The sequence below is a fragment of the Pseudomonas guariconensis genome (assembly GCF_024127895.1).
In the GTDB taxonomy this organism is placed as follows: Bacteria; Pseudomonadota; Gammaproteobacteria; order Pseudomonadales; family Pseudomonadaceae; genus Aquipseudomonas; species Aquipseudomonas guariconensis_B.
Map to the genome: position 1 here is coordinate 124,504 of NZ_JAMYBK010000008.1, position 15,716 is coordinate 140,219.

At 59.2% G+C, this 15,716-nt stretch carries 28 protein-coding genes; 5 read left to right on the top strand and 23 right to left on the bottom strand.

The features are described 5' to 3' along the window. Window positions 1-34: 34 nt before the first annotated feature. The 5 genes from NJF35_RS11480 to NJF35_RS11500 all read right to left on the bottom strand — a co-directional run bounded on the left by NJF35_RS11480 (window position 35) and on the right by NJF35_RS11500 (window position 3,090). Window positions 35-514, bottom strand: a complete 480-nt coding sequence (locus tag NJF35_RS11480) for a class I SAM-dependent methyltransferase (protein WP_253091051.1) — start codon at window positions 512-514, stop codon at window positions 35-37. 341 nt (window positions 515-855) lie between these two features. Further along, entirely contained in the window at window positions 856-1,125 is a 270-nt protein-coding gene (locus NJF35_RS11485) for a hypothetical protein (RefSeq protein ID WP_253091052.1), read from the bottom strand. Continuing rightward, a complete protein-coding gene (locus NJF35_RS11490) occupies window positions 1,122-1,916 on the bottom strand; it encodes a hypothetical protein (protein ID WP_253091053.1) in 795 nt (264 codons plus the stop codon). Before NJF35_RS11490 ends, NJF35_RS11485 begins: the two co-directional genes overlap by 4 nt. 83 nt (window positions 1,917-1,999) lie before the next feature. Beyond that, window positions 2,000-2,188 (bottom strand): hypothetical protein, encoded by a 189-nt coding sequence (locus tag NJF35_RS11495; RefSeq protein WP_253091054.1) that lies wholly within the window; start codon window positions 2,186-2,188, stop codon window positions 2,000-2,002. Next, on the bottom strand, window positions 2,185-3,090 hold the full coding sequence (locus NJF35_RS11500) for a hypothetical protein (RefSeq protein ID WP_253091055.1): 906 nt from the start codon (window positions 3,088-3,090) through the stop codon (window positions 2,185-2,187). The genes NJF35_RS11495 and NJF35_RS11500 overlap by 4 nt, the downstream gene beginning before the upstream one ends. Before the next feature lie 142 nt (window positions 3,091-3,232). On the opposite strand from NJF35_RS11500, the gene NJF35_RS11505 reads away from it, so the two are divergent. Together NJF35_RS11505 and NJF35_RS11510 are read left to right on the top strand one after the other, a co-directional pair. Then, complete coding sequence (locus NJF35_RS11505) at window positions 3,233-3,871, top strand: hypothetical protein (protein ID WP_253091056.1); 639 nt, start codon at window positions 3,233-3,235, stop codon at window positions 3,869-3,871. A gap of 92 nt (window positions 3,872-3,963) precedes the next feature. Next, window positions 3,964-4,143: a hypothetical protein gene (locus tag NJF35_RS11510; RefSeq protein WP_100413979.1), complete on the top strand. Its 180-nt coding sequence runs from the start codon at window positions 3,964-3,966 to the stop codon at window positions 4,141-4,143. 22 nt (window positions 4,144-4,165) lie between these two features. On the opposite strand, the gene NJF35_RS11515 is transcribed toward NJF35_RS11510, so the two are convergent. The 4 genes from NJF35_RS11515 to NJF35_RS11530 form a co-directional block, all read right to left on the bottom strand. Continuing rightward, window positions 4,166-5,167, bottom strand: a complete 1,002-nt coding sequence (locus tag NJF35_RS11515) for an RNA-directed DNA polymerase (RefSeq protein ID WP_253091111.1) — start codon at window positions 5,165-5,167, stop codon at window positions 4,166-4,168. Window positions 5,168-5,521: 354 nt separating this feature from the next. After that, window positions 5,522-5,875: a four helix bundle protein gene (locus NJF35_RS11520; protein WP_253091057.1), complete on the bottom strand. Its 354-nt coding sequence runs from the start codon at window positions 5,873-5,875 to the stop codon at window positions 5,522-5,524. 52 nt (window positions 5,876-5,927) lie between these two features. Beyond that, the gene (locus NJF35_RS11525) at window positions 5,928-6,524 is read right to left on the bottom strand and encodes a DUF1566 domain-containing protein (protein ID WP_253091058.1); all 597 of its coding nucleotides are present in this window, start codon (window positions 6,522-6,524) and stop codon (window positions 5,928-5,930) included. 116 nt (window positions 6,525-6,640) lie between these two features. Then, window positions 6,641-7,117, bottom strand: a complete 477-nt coding sequence (locus NJF35_RS11530) for a hypothetical protein (RefSeq protein ID WP_253091059.1) — start codon at window positions 7,115-7,117, stop codon at window positions 6,641-6,643. 112 nt (window positions 7,118-7,229) lie between these two features. On the opposite strand from NJF35_RS11530, the gene NJF35_RS11535 reads away from it, so the two are divergent. Continuing rightward, window positions 7,230-7,508, top strand: coding sequence for a hypothetical protein (locus NJF35_RS11535; protein WP_253091060.1), 279 nt, complete (start codon window positions 7,230-7,232; stop codon window positions 7,506-7,508). Here the strand turns inward: NJF35_RS11535 and NJF35_RS11540 are convergent. The 10 genes from NJF35_RS11540 to NJF35_RS11585 all read right to left on the bottom strand — a co-directional run bounded on the left by NJF35_RS11540 (window position 7,489) and on the right by NJF35_RS11585 (window position 12,489). Next, entirely contained in the window at window positions 7,489-8,016 is a 528-nt protein-coding gene (locus NJF35_RS11540) for a hypothetical protein (protein WP_253091061.1), read from the bottom strand. The two genes, NJF35_RS11535 and NJF35_RS11540, sit on opposite strands and share 20 nt — an antisense overlap. Window positions 8,017-8,057: 41 nt before the next feature. Further along, complete coding sequence (locus NJF35_RS11545) at window positions 8,058-8,252, bottom strand: hypothetical protein (protein ID WP_253091062.1); 195 nt, start codon at window positions 8,250-8,252, stop codon at window positions 8,058-8,060. A gap of 2 nt (window positions 8,253-8,254) precedes the next feature. After that, window positions 8,255-8,743, bottom strand: coding sequence for a single-stranded DNA-binding protein (ssb, locus tag NJF35_RS11550; RefSeq protein WP_253091063.1), 489 nt, complete (start codon window positions 8,741-8,743; stop codon window positions 8,255-8,257). A 10-nt stretch (window positions 8,744-8,753) separates the two neighbouring features. Next, window positions 8,754-9,251, bottom strand: a complete 498-nt coding sequence (locus NJF35_RS11555; RefSeq protein ID WP_253091064.1) for a siphovirus Gp157 family protein — start codon at window positions 9,249-9,251, stop codon at window positions 8,754-8,756. Next, a complete protein-coding gene (locus tag NJF35_RS11560) occupies window positions 9,248-10,000 on the bottom strand; it encodes a hypothetical protein (protein WP_253091065.1) in 753 nt (250 codons plus the stop codon). Before NJF35_RS11560 ends, NJF35_RS11555 begins: the two co-directional genes overlap by 4 nt. Before the next feature lie 466 nt (window positions 10,001-10,466). Further along, a complete protein-coding gene (locus NJF35_RS11565; RefSeq protein WP_253091066.1) occupies window positions 10,467-10,682 on the bottom strand; it encodes a hypothetical protein in 216 nt (71 codons plus the stop codon). Beyond that, entirely contained in the window at window positions 10,679-10,870 is a 192-nt protein-coding gene (locus NJF35_RS11570) for a hypothetical protein (protein ID WP_253091067.1), read from the bottom strand. The genes NJF35_RS11565 and NJF35_RS11570 overlap by 4 nt, the downstream gene beginning before the upstream one ends. Then, window positions 10,867-11,286 carry a hypothetical protein gene (locus NJF35_RS11575; RefSeq protein ID WP_253091068.1) on the bottom strand — a complete coding sequence of 140 codons (420 nt, stop codon included), beginning with the start codon at window positions 11,284-11,286 and terminating at the stop codon, window positions 10,867-10,869. Before NJF35_RS11575 ends, NJF35_RS11570 begins: the two co-directional genes overlap by 4 nt. A gap of 20 nt (window positions 11,287-11,306) precedes the next feature. Further along, on the bottom strand, window positions 11,307-11,648 hold the full coding sequence (locus NJF35_RS11580) for a hypothetical protein (RefSeq protein ID WP_253091069.1): 342 nt from the start codon (window positions 11,646-11,648) through the stop codon (window positions 11,307-11,309). A gap of 610 nt (window positions 11,649-12,258) precedes the next feature. Beyond that, window positions 12,259-12,489, bottom strand: coding sequence for a hypothetical protein (locus tag NJF35_RS11585; RefSeq protein ID WP_253091070.1), 231 nt, complete (start codon window positions 12,487-12,489; stop codon window positions 12,259-12,261). Between the two features lie 634 nt (window positions 12,490-13,123). Between NJF35_RS11585 and NJF35_RS11590 the strand changes: the two genes are divergently transcribed. Both NJF35_RS11590 and NJF35_RS11595 read left to right on the top strand, forming a co-directional pair. Next, a complete protein-coding gene (locus NJF35_RS11590; RefSeq protein ID WP_253091071.1) occupies window positions 13,124-13,450 on the top strand; it encodes a DUF1654 domain-containing protein in 327 nt (108 codons plus the stop codon). 74 nt (window positions 13,451-13,524) lie between these two features. Then, window positions 13,525-14,130 (top strand): hypothetical protein, encoded by a 606-nt coding sequence (locus tag NJF35_RS11595; RefSeq protein WP_253091072.1) that lies wholly within the window; start codon window positions 13,525-13,527, stop codon window positions 14,128-14,130. A gap of 50 nt (window positions 14,131-14,180) precedes the next feature. Here NJF35_RS11595 and bamE read toward each other — a convergent pair whose 3' ends face one another. The 4 genes from bamE to NJF35_RS11610 all read right to left on the bottom strand — a co-directional run bounded on the left by bamE (window position 14,181) and on the right by NJF35_RS11610 (window position 15,716). Then, window positions 14,181-14,489 carry an outer membrane protein assembly factor BamE gene (gene bamE, locus NJF35_RS11600; protein WP_253091073.1) on the bottom strand — a complete coding sequence of 103 codons (309 nt, stop codon included), beginning with the start codon at window positions 14,487-14,489 and terminating at the stop codon, window positions 14,181-14,183. 185 nt (window positions 14,490-14,674) lie between these two features. Next, a complete protein-coding gene (locus NJF35_RS24855) occupies window positions 14,675-14,911 on the bottom strand; it encodes a type II toxin-antitoxin system HicA family toxin (RefSeq protein ID WP_061302602.1) in 237 nt (78 codons plus the stop codon). Between the two features lie 9 nt (window positions 14,912-14,920). Continuing rightward, window positions 14,921-15,247 carry a type II toxin-antitoxin system HicB family antitoxin gene (locus tag NJF35_RS11605; protein ID WP_253091074.1) on the bottom strand — a complete coding sequence of 109 codons (327 nt, stop codon included), beginning with the start codon at window positions 15,245-15,247 and terminating at the stop codon, window positions 14,921-14,923. A gap of 229 nt (window positions 15,248-15,476) precedes the next feature. Next, window positions 15,477-15,716 carry a hypothetical protein gene (locus tag NJF35_RS11610; protein ID WP_253091075.1) on the bottom strand — a complete coding sequence of 80 codons (240 nt, stop codon included), beginning with the start codon at window positions 15,714-15,716 and terminating at the stop codon, window positions 15,477-15,479.

The following is a 15,716-nucleotide window of genomic DNA, read 5'->3' on the forward strand; positions in this document are numbered from 1 at the left end:
ATGTATGCGGCGGGCTTGAGTAGTAGGGGAAGGGTTAAGCTGGGCGCTTCATGAAGGTGATCCAGTGCGTCTTTTCGCGCTTACCGGACTTGTGGCCAAACAGGGGCTTTTCGGGGGTGAGGGCCAGCAACTCACTCACCAGCACCTGGGTTTCGTTCCACTTGAAGATCAAGATTCCTTCGGGCTCCAGAACGCGGAAGCACTCAGCAAAGCCCTGGCGGATGTCCTCTCGCCAGTCGCTTGTGAGCACGCCGTACTTGGCCCGCATCCAGCTATCTACACCGGCTCGAGTCAGGTGCGGTGGGTCAAACACGACCAGGCGGAAGCTTGAGGCCTCGAAGGGCAATTGGCGGAAGTCCATCAGCACGTCAGGCTCTACCTTCAGCACCCGGCCATCGCAGAGCAGGTGCTCCTCGTCACGGATGTCGCCGAAGAGGGCGCGCTGGTCCTGCTTGTCGAACCACATCATGCGGCTGGCGCTGCAGGGGTCGAGTACCTTGGCTGTCGCGCTCATCACGGCCACCTGTAGATCATATAGGCCATGTACATCAGGGGCAGGATCATGGCTGCTTCTCCTTCGGCGGATGAACCGGGCAAGGCCAGCGCAGCGAGCCGTCGCCGGATGGGCAGGTGCAGGTCTTCACTTCGATCAGGTCGGTCATGGGCGGCGCTCCAATGTCAGTCCGAAGGGGCGGTAGTTGGGCGTTTTTCGCGCCCACTTGTAACGACCGCCGCCAGTCCACCCAGCCTTGCCAGGTATCAGGATCGGCATCGACTCCCACCAGAACCATTCGCCGTCGCTGTCCTGGGCAAGCCATTCGGCCCACTCTGGCGCGTCGATCCAATGCGGTTTGCTCACAGCTGATACCTCTCATCAATCCAGCGCCCAGGCGCCAGAGCGGGTGTAGGTTCGGGTTGGGTTTCGTGCGGGGAGAGCTGTCGCTCGTTGCCGGCCTGGAGCTGGCTGTCGGGGATGCAGCTGATTCCGCCCTTGTAGATGTTCTCGCTGTAAATCCAGCAGGTTACGGAACGCTTCTGATCTCGGATCACCTCAACGCTCCAGGTCAATTGTTCTGCGCTGGCGCCGGTGGCCAGCAGCAGGAGGCAGAGGGCGAGGCGGGTCATGTGGTGAGCTCCAGTTGTGGGGCGGCCTTGGCAGCCAGTTCAGCGACGACGATGGCGTAGGCCTCGGGGTGTTGCTTATCGAATGGCGGCATGTTCTCGGTTTCGATCCAGGTTCCACGCACTGACCCGCGATCAAGCCAGCCAGGTTCGATGCCCCTTGGTCGCGTCCAGGCGGTCGGACTGATGCCGAGTTCCTGAATCTGCTTGGCCGCGATGTGACCCTGCGATCGCAGCAAGGCGATCACCCGCAGCGCTGCTTCCTTCCAGGGTGTGAGGCTGACCGGGGAGGGGACGCCGGCCTGGTGTGCACCAACCGCCATTGGCACCCGGCATCGCTCTGCCGGGTTCCAGTCGAACAGGTGCAGGTACTCTTCGTTGACGAAGAACGACATCCAGTTCCGGTTGTCCACGCAGCGCACATCGAATCCCCATCCGGACTTGTCGCCGCCACGAGACATCCAGCGGGGGAGCACAACAGGAATTCCGAGCAGACCCAGCATCCGGCAGATTCCGTGACTGGCTTCGCTGGCCTTGCCGACGATCACCAGGCGATGGTCCGGGCCAGGCCTTCCGTAAAAGTTCTCGTAGTCCTTCGGCAGGATCTGGTCGGCTACCTTGGCGTTCAGGCTCATCTTCGCCTCGACGCCGATCTGCCGACCGCTGGTGTGCACAGCTAGGATGTCGAAGCCTGCAGCCTCGGGGTAGCAAGTCCAATCGGCCTGCTTGTTCATCGACTGAATGAAGGCCGCGCACAACTCGGCCTCCGTCTTGATCGGTGTCCTTTCGAGCATGTCGATTCCTTGGCCGCCATATCGCGGCAGTGAATAGAGGGGAGAGGGGTTGCAGCGAAAGGAGTACAGATGTACTCCTGTGGTCAGGATGGCTTGCGCTCTTGCTTGGCGATGACCTTAATGCAGGTCTTACAGGTGACCTCGGACTTGAACCGGGCGGACTCCCATTCCTCGCCGTCACGGTGGCCACGGCCAACGCCGCAGGCCGAGAAGTGCTGGTTATCGTTGCCGTCGTGGTCGTAGTCGATGTGGGCGGCCCAGTGGATTTTCATGACTGGCGCACCAAGGCGCCGCGTGCGCACCAGGCCCCGTAGGCGTGACGCATCCAGTCTTGGATGAACACCCCGGCATCGGTCTTGCGATAGTCGGCTGCGGCGAAGTGGCGGTCGGCCCATTCACGGAACTCGCCTTCTTCGCATTCCATACATTGGTTGCCCAGGTCACGACAGATGGCGCAGTCGTTCGGCGCGCTCGGCTCTGCGCTGGCGGATAAGGCGGCCAGTTTCGCTGCCCATGTGCGGATAAAGTCACGCCCAGGGTTGATGCAGGAACCGTCCGTCTCAAGCTTGAATGCTTCCAATACTTCGCGCAGCAGCGAATCCTGCTCGGCCAGCTGGGCGCGCAGGGTTTCCAGCTCTGCCCGCTGGTCGCAGACAACTTTCCAGTGCTTGCTGATGCCTTCCCGCAGCCTCTCAACCTCGCCAGGATCGGCGTGGGTGTAGAGCTTTGCGCCGAGCCCAGGCATGCGCCCGGATGCCCAAGCAATCTCGTGCAACCCTTTCCCGAACGCCACGACCTCGCCAACCGGCTCGCCCTGACATGTCTCGGCAGTTGCGATGCCGGTCATCGGCCCCAGCCCAACAATCGGCAGCCCAGTCGCCGCCGCATCCCGCTCTGCCTCTTCTTTGGTCCACCAGATGGCAGTACCAACCATCCAGGCTATAGGCTCGGGGTGTTGTGGGGCTGGCTCGGGTGCAAGGTGGTGCCAGCTATCGACCTCGAACTCTGCCGGGCGAAGGCCGAGGCGGGTGCCGTCCTCCATTACCGCTGTGACGGCGCCGTGGCTATTCGTCCAAACGGGATAGGTTTGACCTGCTTTCGCCACCGGTGCATCGCCCTTGATGTAGGCGAGTCCTATCCCAGGCATAGGGTCGGCGGTGACTGTCTTCAGCATCCGGACCGTGCGCGGCACTCGGTCGCCAAACGGATAGCTGTCGCTGCGCTGGTGGAGTGCGGGACAATCGATTGTAGTTTCTGTGGGCATTGAGGACGTCTCGCGGCTATAGTTGAAACTCATTAATCTGAGGCAAACTAGAGTGAAATTGGACTTTGTATATGGTGTGGGTTGCACCCTGTTATTTGCTGTCGGTGTGCTGATCTCGCCTGTTCTGATTAAGGGCGACTCCAGTGCCTTCTTTAACGCAATCGGCTCTATCGCTAATGTTGCAACGGCAGTAGTTGCATTTGCTGCGTTGAGAGCATGGAAGCCGCAATTTCGGCAAGCAAAGCTCTCGTCTGCCTTGGATGAGCTGGCAGTCGCTGCAGATGAGCTTAAGGTCATCAAAAAGCATCTGCCTGATATGTATAATTATTACAGGTCAAAGTTTGGTAAGGATGATAGAGGGCTGCTTGCAGAGCATGAGGGCAAATTCCTAGAATCAGGCAGCCAATGGCATGAAGCTTATGCTCGCTATTCCCAGGCGTTGAAAACTGTTCGTATATACTTGTCGGGTTGTCAAGAGGCCGAGCGTCTCGACTCACTTGAGGATATAATGAGGATCTATCTGATAGAAAATGTTGGGTTTCTGAATGTTGTTGATAGCAATTCCCCAGGGTCTGCTGAGGTCGGACTGCGACTTGGCGAAATGAACGTAAAGCTGCGAGGTGCGCTAAAAGATATTAATGAAGCAATTCTTGAGTTAAGAGAAAGTGCTGCCTCGTTCAAATTAAGATAATCACATCTTTGAAAGGTGACGGCGACGCAGTTGGCGCGCGCTGTTCTGCTGAGCTATCAATTCATGGCTGACTCGACCCCGTGGAGGTCGTCATGACACTGAAAAGCGATACCGAGGCCCTTGCCTCGATCGAGGAAGAAGCCCAGGCCATGCTGAAAAAGATCGGTCTGCCGGATGACCACCTGAAGAAGGAAGTGGTCATCTGCCTGCGCCAGATCATCGCGATTGCGCGCTACCGGAAAGGCCTGGGTGCCGACCCCGTCGTTGAATAGGGGAAGGCGCTGGCGGGCAGCGCTATCGCTTCGGGTAGGTCTGTGTCAGCGCGCCATTGACCACATGCCCACGCCGCAGCACCAGGTTGGCCAGCGCGGCGCGGTCTTTCTGGCTGTGGCTGGCCTGGCCAAGCAGGCCGAAGTAGCTGTTGGCTGTCTCGCGCAGGTTCTCCGCTGGCGCGGCGGCAGTTCGCTTCAGGGCCTGGGCCACTGACTTCTTGCGAGTGGTACGCCGCCAGGGCTTGATCGCGTGCCCAACGAAGTCCACGCCGCGGTCAATTGGCTGCAGGATGGTCTTCGAAGGGTTGAGCCTGACGCCTAGGCTGGGCAGGAACTGCTCAATTTGCTGGAGCCATTCGTTCAGCTGTTGCGGCGACTCATGCAGCAGCACGAAGTCGTCGACGTAGCGGATGTAGTGCTTGGCCTTGAGCGTGTGCTTGCAGAACTGGTCCAGGGCGTCGAGGTAGACGTTGGCGAAGAACTGCGATGACAGGTTGCCGATCGGCAGGCCCAGGTATGCCGGCTGCGCTGTCAGCCGCTTGTGCTGCGGCACGCGATTGAACAGGCCAGCAGGGCTGCGCAGTTCGTAGTTCTCGCGTGGGTCGTGCATCAGCACCTGCAAGGCCAGTTTCCGCCACCAGGGATCGTCGATGCGGCTGGCCAGCTGGCGCCCGAGCACGCGCTTGTCGATCGACACGAAGAAGTTCGCCAGGTCGCATTTCAGGTAGAAGCCCGGCCGCGACCAGTTCTGCGTCTGGCTGCGGATCTTCGCCTCAAGGCGCTTCGCGGCGTACAGCGTGCCGCGCCCTGGGATACAGGCGCAGCTGTCCACTATGAAGCTGCGCTCGATGGCGGGGCCGATGCGGTTGTACAGCAGGTGATGCACGATGCGATCCCGGAACTCGGCGGCCCATACCTCGCGGGCCTTTGGCCGGGTGACCACAAAGCAGATCGAGCGGCCAGGCTGGTAGGTGCCACCCTGGAGCTCGTCGAATAGGTCGAGGAGGTTGGCCTCCATGTCCACTTCGAAGCGGCGAGCGCTCGCGGTGTTCCGCTTGTGCCGCCGGCAGTCGTAGTAGGCCTGGACCAATTCCTCGAAAGTGAAGGGTGCAACCGATGAGTCTGCGGACGGGGCGGACAAGACGCTCGTTGTTCTTGTCGTTGTTGTTGAGCCAGCCATTCTCAAAGTCCATGTTGTAGGCGTTGTTGGCGGAGAACTGCGACCTATCGTGCTATCCACGTCGCCAGGACGATTGCTCAGCCTGGAAACTGCGCCGGACCTACCAGCATCCGCTGGCGGTATCCGTGCTGCGCATGGCGGTGTCCATCGGACAGCGGCACGACCAGATTCAGCGCACAGGCAGGAGAGCCGTAACCCTCAAGCGGCGGGCGCGGTTGCGGATTTCTTCCAGGCGTTTGCCTGGCGGCCTACGGAGGCCGTGAGCTTCATTACTTTCGCGTGTTGGCCACGGCTGACAGCGCCGCAATCTGAAAGCGCCCTGAACAGGTAGTTGAGCGACCAGGTGCTTTCGATCACCTGGGTAAGGTGCGGGCGCTTGTCACGCGCCATGTTGGCTCGGCCGATCAGCAACAGAATTTCGAGGCATACGTCTCGGATCTTGTTGCCCGCGATCTGCTTCAGGTCGCGCGGGATGTGCCGAACCAAGGTGAGGGAAAGCTGGAACAGCTCCTCGGCCACCTTGTGGATCTCTAACTGGGTGTGCAGGGCCATCCTGGCCTCCTAGAAGCGAGGGCGCCGAGGCGCCCAGGAATGAAGAATTGGATTACTGAAGGAATCTGCGGACGGGGCGGACAAGACGCTCGATGCCCTTGCCGGTGTAGTCGAGCCAGCCAAGCGCAAAGTCCATGAGGTAGGCGCTGTCGGCGGAGAACTGCGAGCTCGACACATACCAGGCCTTCTCGAACGCCTGGGGCAGGTACAGGTAACCGTGATACAGCTCGCCAGACGCCGCCAGGTAGAAGTCGTTGTGCCCGTCTGCGGTGTAGCTAACTGCCGCGATGGCTGCCGGGTGCTTGCCTTCCTGGGCGATCAGGAGGGCAGTATTGGTGCGGCCGTCGATCTGGTTGGTGCCTTCCACCTCGGCGCCGTAATCGCCAAAGGCGTGCTTGCCAACATCGGTTTCAGCAAAGATGACGTGACACATGCCTTCGGGGTAAAGACGCAGGCCGCCGTAGATCCCGCCTTGACCCTTCCAGTATTCGCCGATGGCAGGCGGGGTTGGTTTGAGATCTTCGGAAGTTGCGCGCGTTTCGTGATTGCGATCCTTGAGCAATGCGCTGAACAGCGCGAACGCCAATGGGCTCAGGGACGGAGCGGATAGGTTAACGTTGAGGGTACCGATCAATGGCGCGTGGTCCATGCTGTGCTCCTGATGGAAATAGGGGCAGGCGGCCGGCGCTTCCCGGCGTGCTTCTGGTCTGATCGCCATTCCGACGAACCCGGAATCGCCTGCAGAGAAAGGAATGAAGGGGTGAATTACTGAATGGGAAGGCTGCGGACAGGGCGGACAAGACGCTCGAAGTCCTTGTCGTAGTAGTCGAGCCAGCCATTCTCAAAGCCCATGAGGTAGGCGCTGTTGGCGGAGAACTGCGTACTCAGCCAGTGGAAGCGGTCTTCACGCAGGGTCACCAGGCTGTCGGCCTTCGCGGCCATCACCAGCTGGCCTTCCAGGCAGGACGGGATATGCGCGCCCAGCTCCAGAGCCTTGATGGCGATCTCGCAGCCGGCCTCGGCCATGGCGCGGGTGTTCGCTTCACCGTCGCTGTAGCTGCCGGCGCCCGGAATCTTCACACCGTATTCGCCCCAGGGCCCCTTGAGCTCGTCGTCCAGCTGGATCAAGGCGCGTTCCTGGCCGTTCAGCCAGTAGCGGGTGAGGAAGATGCCGCCGGCGAGCGGCTGGCCGCGCTCGGGAAGGTCAGCAGCAGCAATGAATTGCGGTACAGGTTGGGTCATGACTTTCTCCAGGGTGTAGTCCGCTCTCCATAGCTGGATGCGGGATGGTGGCAATTTGGTTTGGGATGGGGTATTACGGGTGACCGGCATGGGGCCGGAACAAGGAGTTGGAATGGCTAGGGTAAGGGTGAAGCGATTGTCTATCGGGTCTGCTGCTGGGACAGCTCTCTATGATGAGCACACATGCAAGCCACTGTACGCCGATCAAATAGGACCGAAAGCGTTCAAGGTCACACTCACTGATGGCAATTACGACCATTCAGGCGATCCACTCGATGAAGGTCAATTTGAGATGGAAACTGAGGTCGGATTCTTTCATGGCTACGCGAACGAGCAGATGCCAGGACTGGGATTGCCCGAAACCATCATTCTCACGCTGATCGCTGAATAGTCGGTGCAAATACCTCGTCGCCAGGATCCTGCTGAATCATCAGCATGCTCTTCCGGTCGAAGGCCAGGGCCAGGCGCGGCGAGATGCTGATCTCATGCCGCGGCGGGGCGAGAAACTTCGCCGCGTGCAGCCTGCCAAGCGCGTGGATGCCATGGATCAGCGCCTCGATCATCTGGCTGTATGTGGCATCTGCCCAGCCGCATATCGCCCGCAGATGCTGACCCGTTCGCTTCCTGGCTGAAAGCCGCAGCGACTCAGTGCGCGCCACAGACCGATGAGCTTCGATTTCGTGGCGCGCGATCCTGAACAGCGCGTGATGCCCGAGTGCTTCGATGTGATGAATCATCAGCGTAATCGCCTCGCCCTGTTCCTCTATCCCGGCCCACTCCATCAGTTCCAGCAGGGCCTGTTTAGTCCCTGGTCGAACCTTCAAACGCAGGTCTTCTTCCTGCAGGCGTTCGGCCTTCTCGCGCCGTCGCCGGTCGCGTTCCGCCTGGTCCATCGCCATACGGCACCTCCTTCAATCCGCTGGGTGGTAGGTTGAACTGCTCACGCCGCCTTGTTCTTTGCAGCGCGTTTCGGGTTTTTCTGCTCAATTTCCAGATCCATGTCATTCCAGCCCGCAAGCCACCAAGAGCCGCGGAAGGTGTGAGCGGCGAATGGGTTGGCCATCTTGCCGCCACCGTTGCGGCGGCATTCCCGGCCTACGTAGTAGATGCTGGGGTGCTCGCCGTGATCGATCATGGCTATGCACCTGCCAGATGGTGGAGCGGAGCGAACGGGATATCGTCGTCGAAGCTTTCGTAGTCCGGACCGTTCGTGCCTTGCTGGCTCTGCTGCTGGGCGGCCTGGCGCTGCTGGGTGCGCTGTTGCTGTCGGGGCTGCTGGGGCGGCTGGTTGCCCTGCGATTGCTGAGGCGGGCTTCCGGCGAACTTGATGATGATCACCCGTCCGGTGAGCTTCACGCCCTGCGTCTGGTCGGACTTCGTGAAAACCTCTACGTGCGCATCATCGACGGTGAAGTGCACCTGCTGGCCTTTAACCAGGTATGGAGCCATGGCCTCAGCCTGCTTGCCCCAGAGCGTGGCATCCACCCACTGGGTGGGGCGCTTTCCATCCTGGCCCTTGCGGCCGTAGTCGCAGGCGATTGCCAGGTTGCAGACGGCATCGCCGTTTGGGGTGTGGCGCAGTTCAGCGTCGCGGCCAATGCGGCCGATATCGGTAAGTGTTGGCATGAGTTATCTCTTACTTGATGCGGATCGAAGACTTTCCGCGCTCCAGGTGAGCGCCCTTTACCTCCTGGCCGGACTTGATCCGCTCGGAGATAGCCTTCTTGTCAGGGACATAGGTCACGCGCGAATCGACCAAATCGTCAGGGAGGGACTTTTCGTCGTCGATGATTACTGACTCGCGGCCTTTGGCCAGAGTGATGGTGAAGAGGGGGCAGCTAATCTTGGTGATGTTCGCCGCCTCCATGTTCTCGCGCAGGTAGTCGATGATCTGCCCCTTGCGATTGGACATGATCCGCTTTCGCTCCTGGAGGCGATCGATCTCGGCCTCCACGGCCTCGATATCACCATCCATGTTCAGGATGACTCGACTTACGGCCAGGGCCTTGTCATTGAACTCAGCCTCAATGGCGCCCATGGTGTCGCGTACAGCGATGGCCATGTCTTCATCGGCCCCATCCATAAGGGCGGTCAACTCTTTGAATTGACCCGTCAGCTCGTAAAGAGTGCTCATGCGGCCTGCTCCTTCTTCTTGTCGCCTTCAAGGAAGGCTTTGCGCTCTTCGTATGCCTCGGTCAGGCGCCGAAGGAATGCTGTTTCGTTGCGTGCAGTGGCGCTCTTCACGTATCTGGTATTGAGCATTTTCAGCTCATGCATGGTGACGGCGCCTGCCAGGGTTTCTACAGCGGACTTGAGCCACTCCAGTCTTTCTTGCTTCTGGCGCTCTTCCTCAGCAGCTTTATCCTCTGCCTTCTCAATGGCCACCTCGCTGCGCACCGTCTCGACGTAGGAGGCGTCATCGAACATGCCCATGTGGATGTCAGCAGCGAAGCCAAGAGGTTGAAGGCACTTACCGATAGCGTCGGTGAGAGACTTCTTCGCAGCCTCCCAATCCGTGATGATCTTGCCCTGCTGGAGAAGAACAAACGGTGTGTGGCCGTAGTGCTCGACAGTGCATTTCTGCCCATCTTTTCCCAGGTACCAAAGCTGAATCTTGATCGTGTGCAGCTTGGCGTTGATTCGCGGCGCCTCCGGCCATTCCTTGGTAGGAGCTGAAAGCGGGGCGCCCTCATCGAATCGATCCTCAAGCACCTTCCAGCCCCATCCCTCACCGCAAGGGCCGAAGACCTCAGTTGCCTTGCGCATAAGGTATGTTGGTTTGATTGCGGTTCCTTTGAAGCCGCCCATCCCAGTGAAGTTTTTCGTTGCACTAGGGTCGGTCGTGTCAACCTGGTCCCAGATGCGCATGTTTGCATTGGACATTTGTCACCTCGCGCCAGGCCGGCGCCGTCAGTTGAAATAGGGGGAATGCCAGGTCACCCAGGCACGGAGGTACGCTCCAGGCCCTGGCTGCGGTGGATGGTTGCGCGCTCTCGCCGCTTACGCTCCCGAAGGGGTACGGTTATCCCGAAGGCCCGCCGTGCGCCGGGTGTGTGTTCAGGAAGTGATGCTGCCGGCCAGCGCGCTGGCGAGCATGAAGACGGAACAGGCGAAGAGCATGGAGAAGGAGCCGCGCCAGATGACCAGGCGGCGAGCGCGCTGGTAGCTGGTCATTTCAGCTCTCTCCAGCCCAATACGCCGCCGATGAAGATGCCGTCATGGGTTGCCCATCGCCCTTCATGGGAGTGGAATCGGCATCTCCATCGAACTCGTGATCCGTTGTCGAGTTGGCGTAGCGCTTGAACCACTCGGTTGCTATCAGGAACTCCTGATTTCCAGCCAACAAGCTTCATGCCCGAACCTCATAGGCCAGCGTGCACATGCCGCAGAGGTAAGCCCGGCCAGACCAGGCCGCAGGGTTCTCGATGTGGGCCAGGCGCGCCTGGTTCATGGCGTCCTCCAAGGTCAGGCCCTTGAACACCATCAGGATTCGGTCGTCTGGCACGGCCTGGGCGACCTCGGCAACCTGGTCGTCGATGATCGACTGGAAAATCGGCGTGGTCATGCAGCCTCCTTGCGCCCATCAACGATCTTGTTGAGGCGCCCGCAGTAGTGGTTGAACTCTTCGATAGTTATGCGCTGGTCAGCCATCATTTCGGTCAATAGCTTGAGCACCATGGAGTGCCAGGACATGGGTGTCGCTGGGTCGGCCATGGCGTCTAGCTCCTGATCGATCAGGACATGCGGGCTCATTGCTCAGCCTCGGCCTGCGCCAGCACTCCCTCTTTCGCGAAGGGCGTGAGTAGCGTCCGCGCAATCTCCTGCAGCATGGCGTCGGGGTTGGCCACGCTCATGATCTCATCGGCAGCTGCTGCGGCATCGCTGGTGATCTTGAAGTGCGCATCCAGGACCAGCCGCCCCAGAACCGAGTTGCTGATCTCCGGGAGACCGAGCTGACCCATCACGAACTCATCCACCGCCTGGGCGAAGCGTTCGTAGGTGACGCCCTGCTGCCGAAAGTTGCGCTGGAACACCACGTCGCGGCGCTCCATCAGCTCGGCGATGCCGTCGTCGATCCAGCGGGCCTCAGCCTGCTCGGCAGCGCTTTCGCTCACCGCCGGCGGCAACTGGTTGTCGTACTGCCATTGTGCTGCTCGAAGTGCGCCCATGGTCGCCTCCAGGTGGTGGGTTAGGTGTGCTCGGCGCCTGATTCGCGGAACTGCTTCCACAGATCCTTTTCAGGGCGGGTAGGGTGGGCGTAATGCAGTGCGGTCGGCGCTTTCTTCTCTTCGCGCAGCGGTGCAGAGAAGATCGACGCGTTGATGTGCGACCACGCCGTTACTGCGAGACGTGCTGTTTTCTTGCGCTTGCGTCGGTGAGGTTCGTCGCAGCCGCGCTCGTATTCGTACCAGTACTGGCCGTTGAACCAGCCAAGGAGGAAGCCGAAGCAGTGCTGCGAATCGGTTGTGCACAGGTACACGCCTGCCTTGCTCGGCACGACATCGCCCGCAAATGCGAAGTTGTTAATCATGGTGATTCCGTTCTGAGGTGGCCGCATTGGCCAGGAGCCAGGCGCGGGTGACCAAACCCACCGTGAAAGGTGGCCTGGCGCCTGCCAATGCGGTCGCATGTGAAGGGAAGGGGATGCGGGATGCATCGGGGTGCAAGTTCCGCGGAATCGAACCGCAATCTGCGCCGGACTTTCTCGGCCTGGTGATCAGGCAGGCCACGGCCAGGTCGCTTGGGCAGCTACTCCCTTGCTTACCAGCCCCGCGCGCAGATGCCTCCTGCGAACTTGCACTCCGATGAACCCCGCAATGGGGAACAGGGCATCGGGCCGTTCACCCTGGCCAGGGTCGCCCATTTGTGCATCGTTGAGAGGCTGGCGATAAGCGCCGTCTTTCCGGCTGTCAGGGATAGGTGGTGCCTCAAACTACAGCATCAGTCCGTTTTCGCGGCAGAACTGGATCTCTGCGTCGTATCCAGCACGATTCATAATCAGCTGGCCGTTGTGGTCGTAAACGGCCCTGTGAAAGCTAGGTCCGGTTTGGCTTGGAGTTCGCACGACCGTATACCCGTGCCGCTGAAAGCAGCCGTTGGGGCTGTTTGGCTGAGGATTCATCGTCTTGCCCTCCAGAGGTCTATACCTGACGTGCAGGCGCCTTCATCTTCGCCACGGCCTTGCCTACGGCCCGAGGCATCTTCTTTTCCCGAATGGCTTTGACTTGGCTGTCGGTCAGCATGTCGGCCATGTAGAGATCGGTGATTGCATGGTTCAGACGGTCGAGGCGTTCGGCTTCTTTCGCATCCATCTGCGGGAACTGCTCGGCGAACGGTCGCGCCGCCCAGCCTTGTTCGAATGTGCCTGACATCGATATGCCCTCCAGGGCTGTGGTTCAGTTGTAAGCTTCTGGTTTACAACTCAGGGGATTTCCCTGATACCCCTCGTGAGAAGGGCATCGAGGAAATCTGCTGCGACCCGCTACTGGCGTCGGTCGCTGGCTTAGGCTTCTGGCTGTCGGTACAGGGTTACTCGCCACCCTGGAAGGCATTACTGCTCACTGCTTCGAGCTGTGCCGGTGAATCGCCTCATCTTGGCTCCGGCAGGGAGCGCTAACAGCGCAGAACGATTGCCGCTGATTCCAGATGCGTCAGCAGGTCGTCCTGGCCCGGTATCCAGAGCCGGGCATGGGCCAGTCCTAACTGGCGTGGTCGACGGCTTAGCTTGTCCCGACCCAGGTAATGGCCTGGGTGCGTCGAGGTGGTCACGTCTGGTTGTGTAAAGAGCGGTCGGCCCGAGGGCCCCCGAGGGGCTGTGTAGCGCCTCGGTGATGTGAAATTTAGCCGTAAGCTAAAATATCGTCAATAGCTCAGAGCTAAATTATTTTCGCTGGACGACAAAGTGCTTGCGATCGATTACCCCAGGCTGACGTCTTTACGCTCCGCTTAGCGTTGAGCTATGATTCAGTAAAGACTGTACGGATATACAGTAATAGGGGTAGGAAAATGGCAGCAGTACTCGAAGAGCGGAATAGCTCATCTCGCGAAGAACTCACCAGCTTGGAGCGCCTGGGCCTGCGCGTATCAGCAATGATCAATTCGCCACTGGCCCAGCTAGGGAGGAGGGTGCTGATCCATCGCCTGGACACGGACCGTGATCAGGATTGGGATGCGATCATGGAGATACTGTCTGAAACCGAAGGCCTAGACATGACCTTCTGTGATGACGGATCGGTGATCCTGCAGTGGGAGAAGTCGGCTGATGATGAGCGAATGATCGAGCGGGAAGGGGATGAGGATTCGATGGGGCAGGAAGAGGGGGTGCCTTTCTGATGGGCATGAAAAGCCCGACTAGGCGGGTGATGGCTATCTGATAGAATCCGCACATCAAATCCATGGAGACAGCAATGAAACGGATCATGGCTTTAGCTGCCGCACTGACTCTAGGCGGGTGCGCAGCAGGACCAACCTGGCAGGCGACCGGTACCACAGACGAGTTCACCGACAAAACGACCATGATGGTTACGACTGGTGATTTTCCGTCTTCCGGGTCAATCGTCACCAGGTCGCTGCATTTCTATCCGGTGGTGCGCAAGGAGGGCGACGAGATCTATGTGGGTCTGATGTCAGGCGGCCGCTTCAAAATCCCGGTCGGCACAGTCCAGATGCGTATCGATCAGAATGAGGCCTGGACTATTACTCCGCAGGAAACTCCCGTTGGGCTAGTCCCAGCGGTGCCGCAGTATTCAATGAATTTGCCGCCAGAGCAGGCAGCAATTGTTAAAAGCGCCCAAGATCAAGCAATGACCAATGCGGCGCAAATGATGAGCCCGTACACTGTCACTGGTGGCGATAAGGCCAAGAAGATCCTCAAGCAGATGTTGTCCGGGCAAAACCTGAAGTACCGGACTGTAGGCATCAATCAGGCCGCCTCAACCACGGGAGAGGCCGTGATCGACCCATCGCTAGCTGAGTCTCTCCGGCTGATCGGTATCGACCCGACCTCTTTATAAGTCAGACAGCAAAAAGCCCGTCTAGGCGGGCTTCGATTAGTAAGAAGGGATTACTCGTCAGGGCTAGGCTTGGCGATGACATCCTTGGGGATGTATGGGACCTTGGTCACTTTTCCGTCCTTCGTCTCGAACGACACAGACTTTGCGCCGCCGAATGCCGTGGCATGGCTGTAGACCCACATCTGGCCGTCTTCCCTGGACGTGACCATGTATGGATTCCCCATGATCTCGTACAGTTGGGCCTCGGTCATGCCGACCTTGACCTGGCTAGCCTGGCCGAAGGTGAATGGGGTGCCAGCGCAACCTGCCAGAACGGCGACTACTGCGGCGAGAAGAAAGCGGTGGATGTGGCGGAGCATGGCGACCTCCCTGTGAATTGAGCCGCCATCCTACCACCCTGGCTATCCGCCATCACGCAGACAACAAAAAGCCCGCTCAGTGGCGGGCTCTCTGCGATGGGGGCTGATCCTTCAGCTTAGTTGGATTGTAGGACAGATGGTGGCAGATTGCCAGGTATGAAAAAGCCCGCCGAGGCGGGCTTCAACTAATCAACAAGCTTGTAGAACTCTTTCTTGCTCACGCCCGCCTGGAGACTCATGTACTTGATGAGGTCCCCGTGGAATGGGGCCTTGGGCTTGTCGACAGTGACCTTTCGAAAAGGGTTTCCGTCCTTCACCCACTGCTCATGGCTTCCTTCCTGATTTCGGAAGCGGAAGCCTAGCTTCTTCAGGACGCCGATGACTTCTCTATAGGTAAGGGGACGATGGCGCCCAAAGCCCATTCACAATCCTTAGCAAACGTACTGAAGCGTTGGCTCGTTGAAGAATCGAACCTTCTTCTTGGCGCTTCGGCGCTGCGCCAGAGTCCAGAAGAAAGCCTTAATGCTATAACCCAACCGCATGGATAGTGGGGCGCGTCGACCAAGCAGCTCGGCTGCATGCTCCTTGTCGACAGTGAGAGCCTCCACCACGTAGGACTTGATCTGTCCTTCGAGTTTCTCCTTGGCCTCTTCAAAGGTTTCACCTTGAGCGGCCAGGGTAAATTGCGGGCAGGCAGCAATCCAATAACCATCCTTCTTCTCTGCGTAGCAACGGAGAACGAACGGGTTGTTAGACATGATGCGAAACCTCCGACAATACTGGTGCACAGGTTATCCACAGACAACACTGGATGGCGATTATGGATACGTCGCCGTATAAGTCAACTGAAATCCGCGCCACGAAACCGAAGCTAACGATTTTGTGGCGCGTACAGTGACTATAGGTTAGGCAGCCGAAGGCGCCACTGGTTCGAACGAGCGGTAGCTATTTGGTCAATGAAGGAAACCAATGGCGCCTCAAAGCCCTCTAGGGCAATGGTTTCCGCATAATGCTGCCGGACCTAACCTCATCCCCATACCCCACCAACCTATCCTCCCCAGCTTGCATAACCTGGCAGATCCTGATCACCGCCTGGGCGTCATGCTCATTTCCAGCCAGGCTCAGTCGTTCGGCTATGCGCATCAGCTCGACCGCCGACCATTTCAAGTCGGAGGCCAGGCCTTGAAGGTCGCGGCGCAGGTCTTGGTTGGGCTTGGTGGGGGGCAT

Bases quoted from the DNA above. Each gene is read 5' to 3' on its own strand.
- NJF35_RS11485 (WP_253091052.1), bottom strand. From the start codon at position 1,125: ATGACCCGCCTCGCCCTCTGCCTCCTGCTGCTGGCCACCGGCGCCAGC.
- NJF35_RS11570 (WP_253091067.1), bottom strand. From the start codon at position 10,870: ATGAGCCCGCATGTCCTGATCGATCAGGAGCTAGACGCCATGGCCGAC.
- NJF35_RS11580 (WP_253091069.1), bottom strand. From the start codon at position 11,648: ATGATTAACAACTTCGCATTTGCGGGCGATGTCGTGCCGAGCAAGGCA.
- NJF35_RS11605 (WP_253091074.1), bottom strand. From the start codon at position 15,247: ATGTCTAACAACCCGTTCGTTCTCCGTTGCTACGCAGAGAAGAAGGAT.
- NJF35_RS24855 (WP_061302602.1), bottom strand. From the start codon at position 14,911: ATGGGCTTTGGGCGCCATCGTCCCCTTACCTATAGAGAAGTCATCGGC.
- NJF35_RS11545 (WP_253091062.1), bottom strand. From the start codon at position 8,252: ATGATCGATCACGGCGAGCACCCCAGCATCTACTACGTAGGCCGGGAA.
- NJF35_RS11595 (WP_253091072.1), top strand. From the start codon at position 13,525: ATGAAACGGATCATGGCTTTAGCTGCCGCACTGACTCTAGGCGGGTGC.
- NJF35_RS11495 (WP_253091054.1), bottom strand. From the start codon at position 2,188: ATGAAAATCCACTGGGCCGCCCACATCGACTACGACCACGACGGCAAC.
- NJF35_RS11575 (WP_253091068.1), bottom strand. From the start codon at position 11,286: ATGGGCGCACTTCGAGCAGCACAATGGCAGTACGACAACCAGTTGCCG.
- NJF35_RS11585 (WP_253091070.1), bottom strand. From the start codon at position 12,489: ATGTCAGGCACATTCGAACAAGGCTGGGCGGCGCGACCGTTCGCCGAG.
- NJF35_RS11610 (WP_253091075.1), bottom strand. From the start codon at position 15,716: ATGCCCCCCACCAAGCCCAACCAAGACCTGCGCCGCGACCTTCAAGGC.
- ssb (WP_253091063.1), bottom strand. From the start codon at position 8,743: ATGCCAACACTTACCGATATCGGCCGCATTGGCCGCGACGCTGAACTG.
- NJF35_RS11530 (WP_253091059.1), bottom strand. From the start codon at position 7,117: ATGACCCAACCTGTACCGCAATTCATTGCTGCTGCTGACCTTCCCGAG.
- NJF35_RS11520 (WP_253091057.1), bottom strand. From the start codon at position 5,875: ATGGCCCTGCACACCCAGTTAGAGATCCACAAGGTGGCCGAGGAGCTG.
- NJF35_RS11535 (WP_253091060.1), top strand. From the start codon at position 7,230: ATGGCTAGGGTAAGGGTGAAGCGATTGTCTATCGGGTCTGCTGCTGGG.
- NJF35_RS11480 (WP_253091051.1), bottom strand. From the start codon at position 514: ATGAGCGCGACAGCCAAGGTACTCGACCCCTGCAGCGCCAGCCGCATG.
- bamE (WP_253091073.1), bottom strand. From the start codon at position 14,489: ATGCTCCGCCACATCCACCGCTTTCTTCTCGCCGCAGTAGTCGCCGTT.
- NJF35_RS11565 (WP_253091066.1), bottom strand. From the start codon at position 10,682: ATGACCACGCCGATTTTCCAGTCGATCATCGACGACCAGGTTGCCGAG.
- NJF35_RS11500 (WP_253091055.1), bottom strand. From the start codon at position 3,090: ATGCTGAAGACAGTCACCGCCGACCCTATGCCTGGGATAGGACTCGCC.
- NJF35_RS11510 (WP_100413979.1), top strand. From the start codon at position 3,964: ATGACACTGAAAAGCGATACCGAGGCCCTTGCCTCGATCGAGGAAGAA.
- NJF35_RS11490 (WP_253091053.1), bottom strand. From the start codon at position 1,916: ATGCTCGAAAGGACACCGATCAAGACGGAGGCCGAGTTGTGCGCGGCC.
- NJF35_RS11540 (WP_253091061.1), bottom strand. From the start codon at position 8,016: ATGGCGATGGACCAGGCGGAACGCGACCGGCGACGGCGCGAGAAGGCC.
- NJF35_RS11560 (WP_253091065.1), bottom strand. From the start codon at position 10,000: ATGTCCAATGCAAACATGCGCATCTGGGACCAGGTTGACACGACCGAC.
- NJF35_RS11555 (WP_253091064.1), bottom strand. From the start codon at position 9,251: ATGAGCACTCTTTACGAGCTGACGGGTCAATTCAAAGAGTTGACCGCC.
- NJF35_RS11525 (WP_253091058.1), bottom strand. From the start codon at position 6,524: ATGGACCACGCGCCATTGATCGGTACCCTCAACGTTAACCTATCCGCT.
- NJF35_RS11590 (WP_253091071.1), top strand. From the start codon at position 13,124: ATGGCAGCAGTACTCGAAGAGCGGAATAGCTCATCTCGCGAAGAACTC.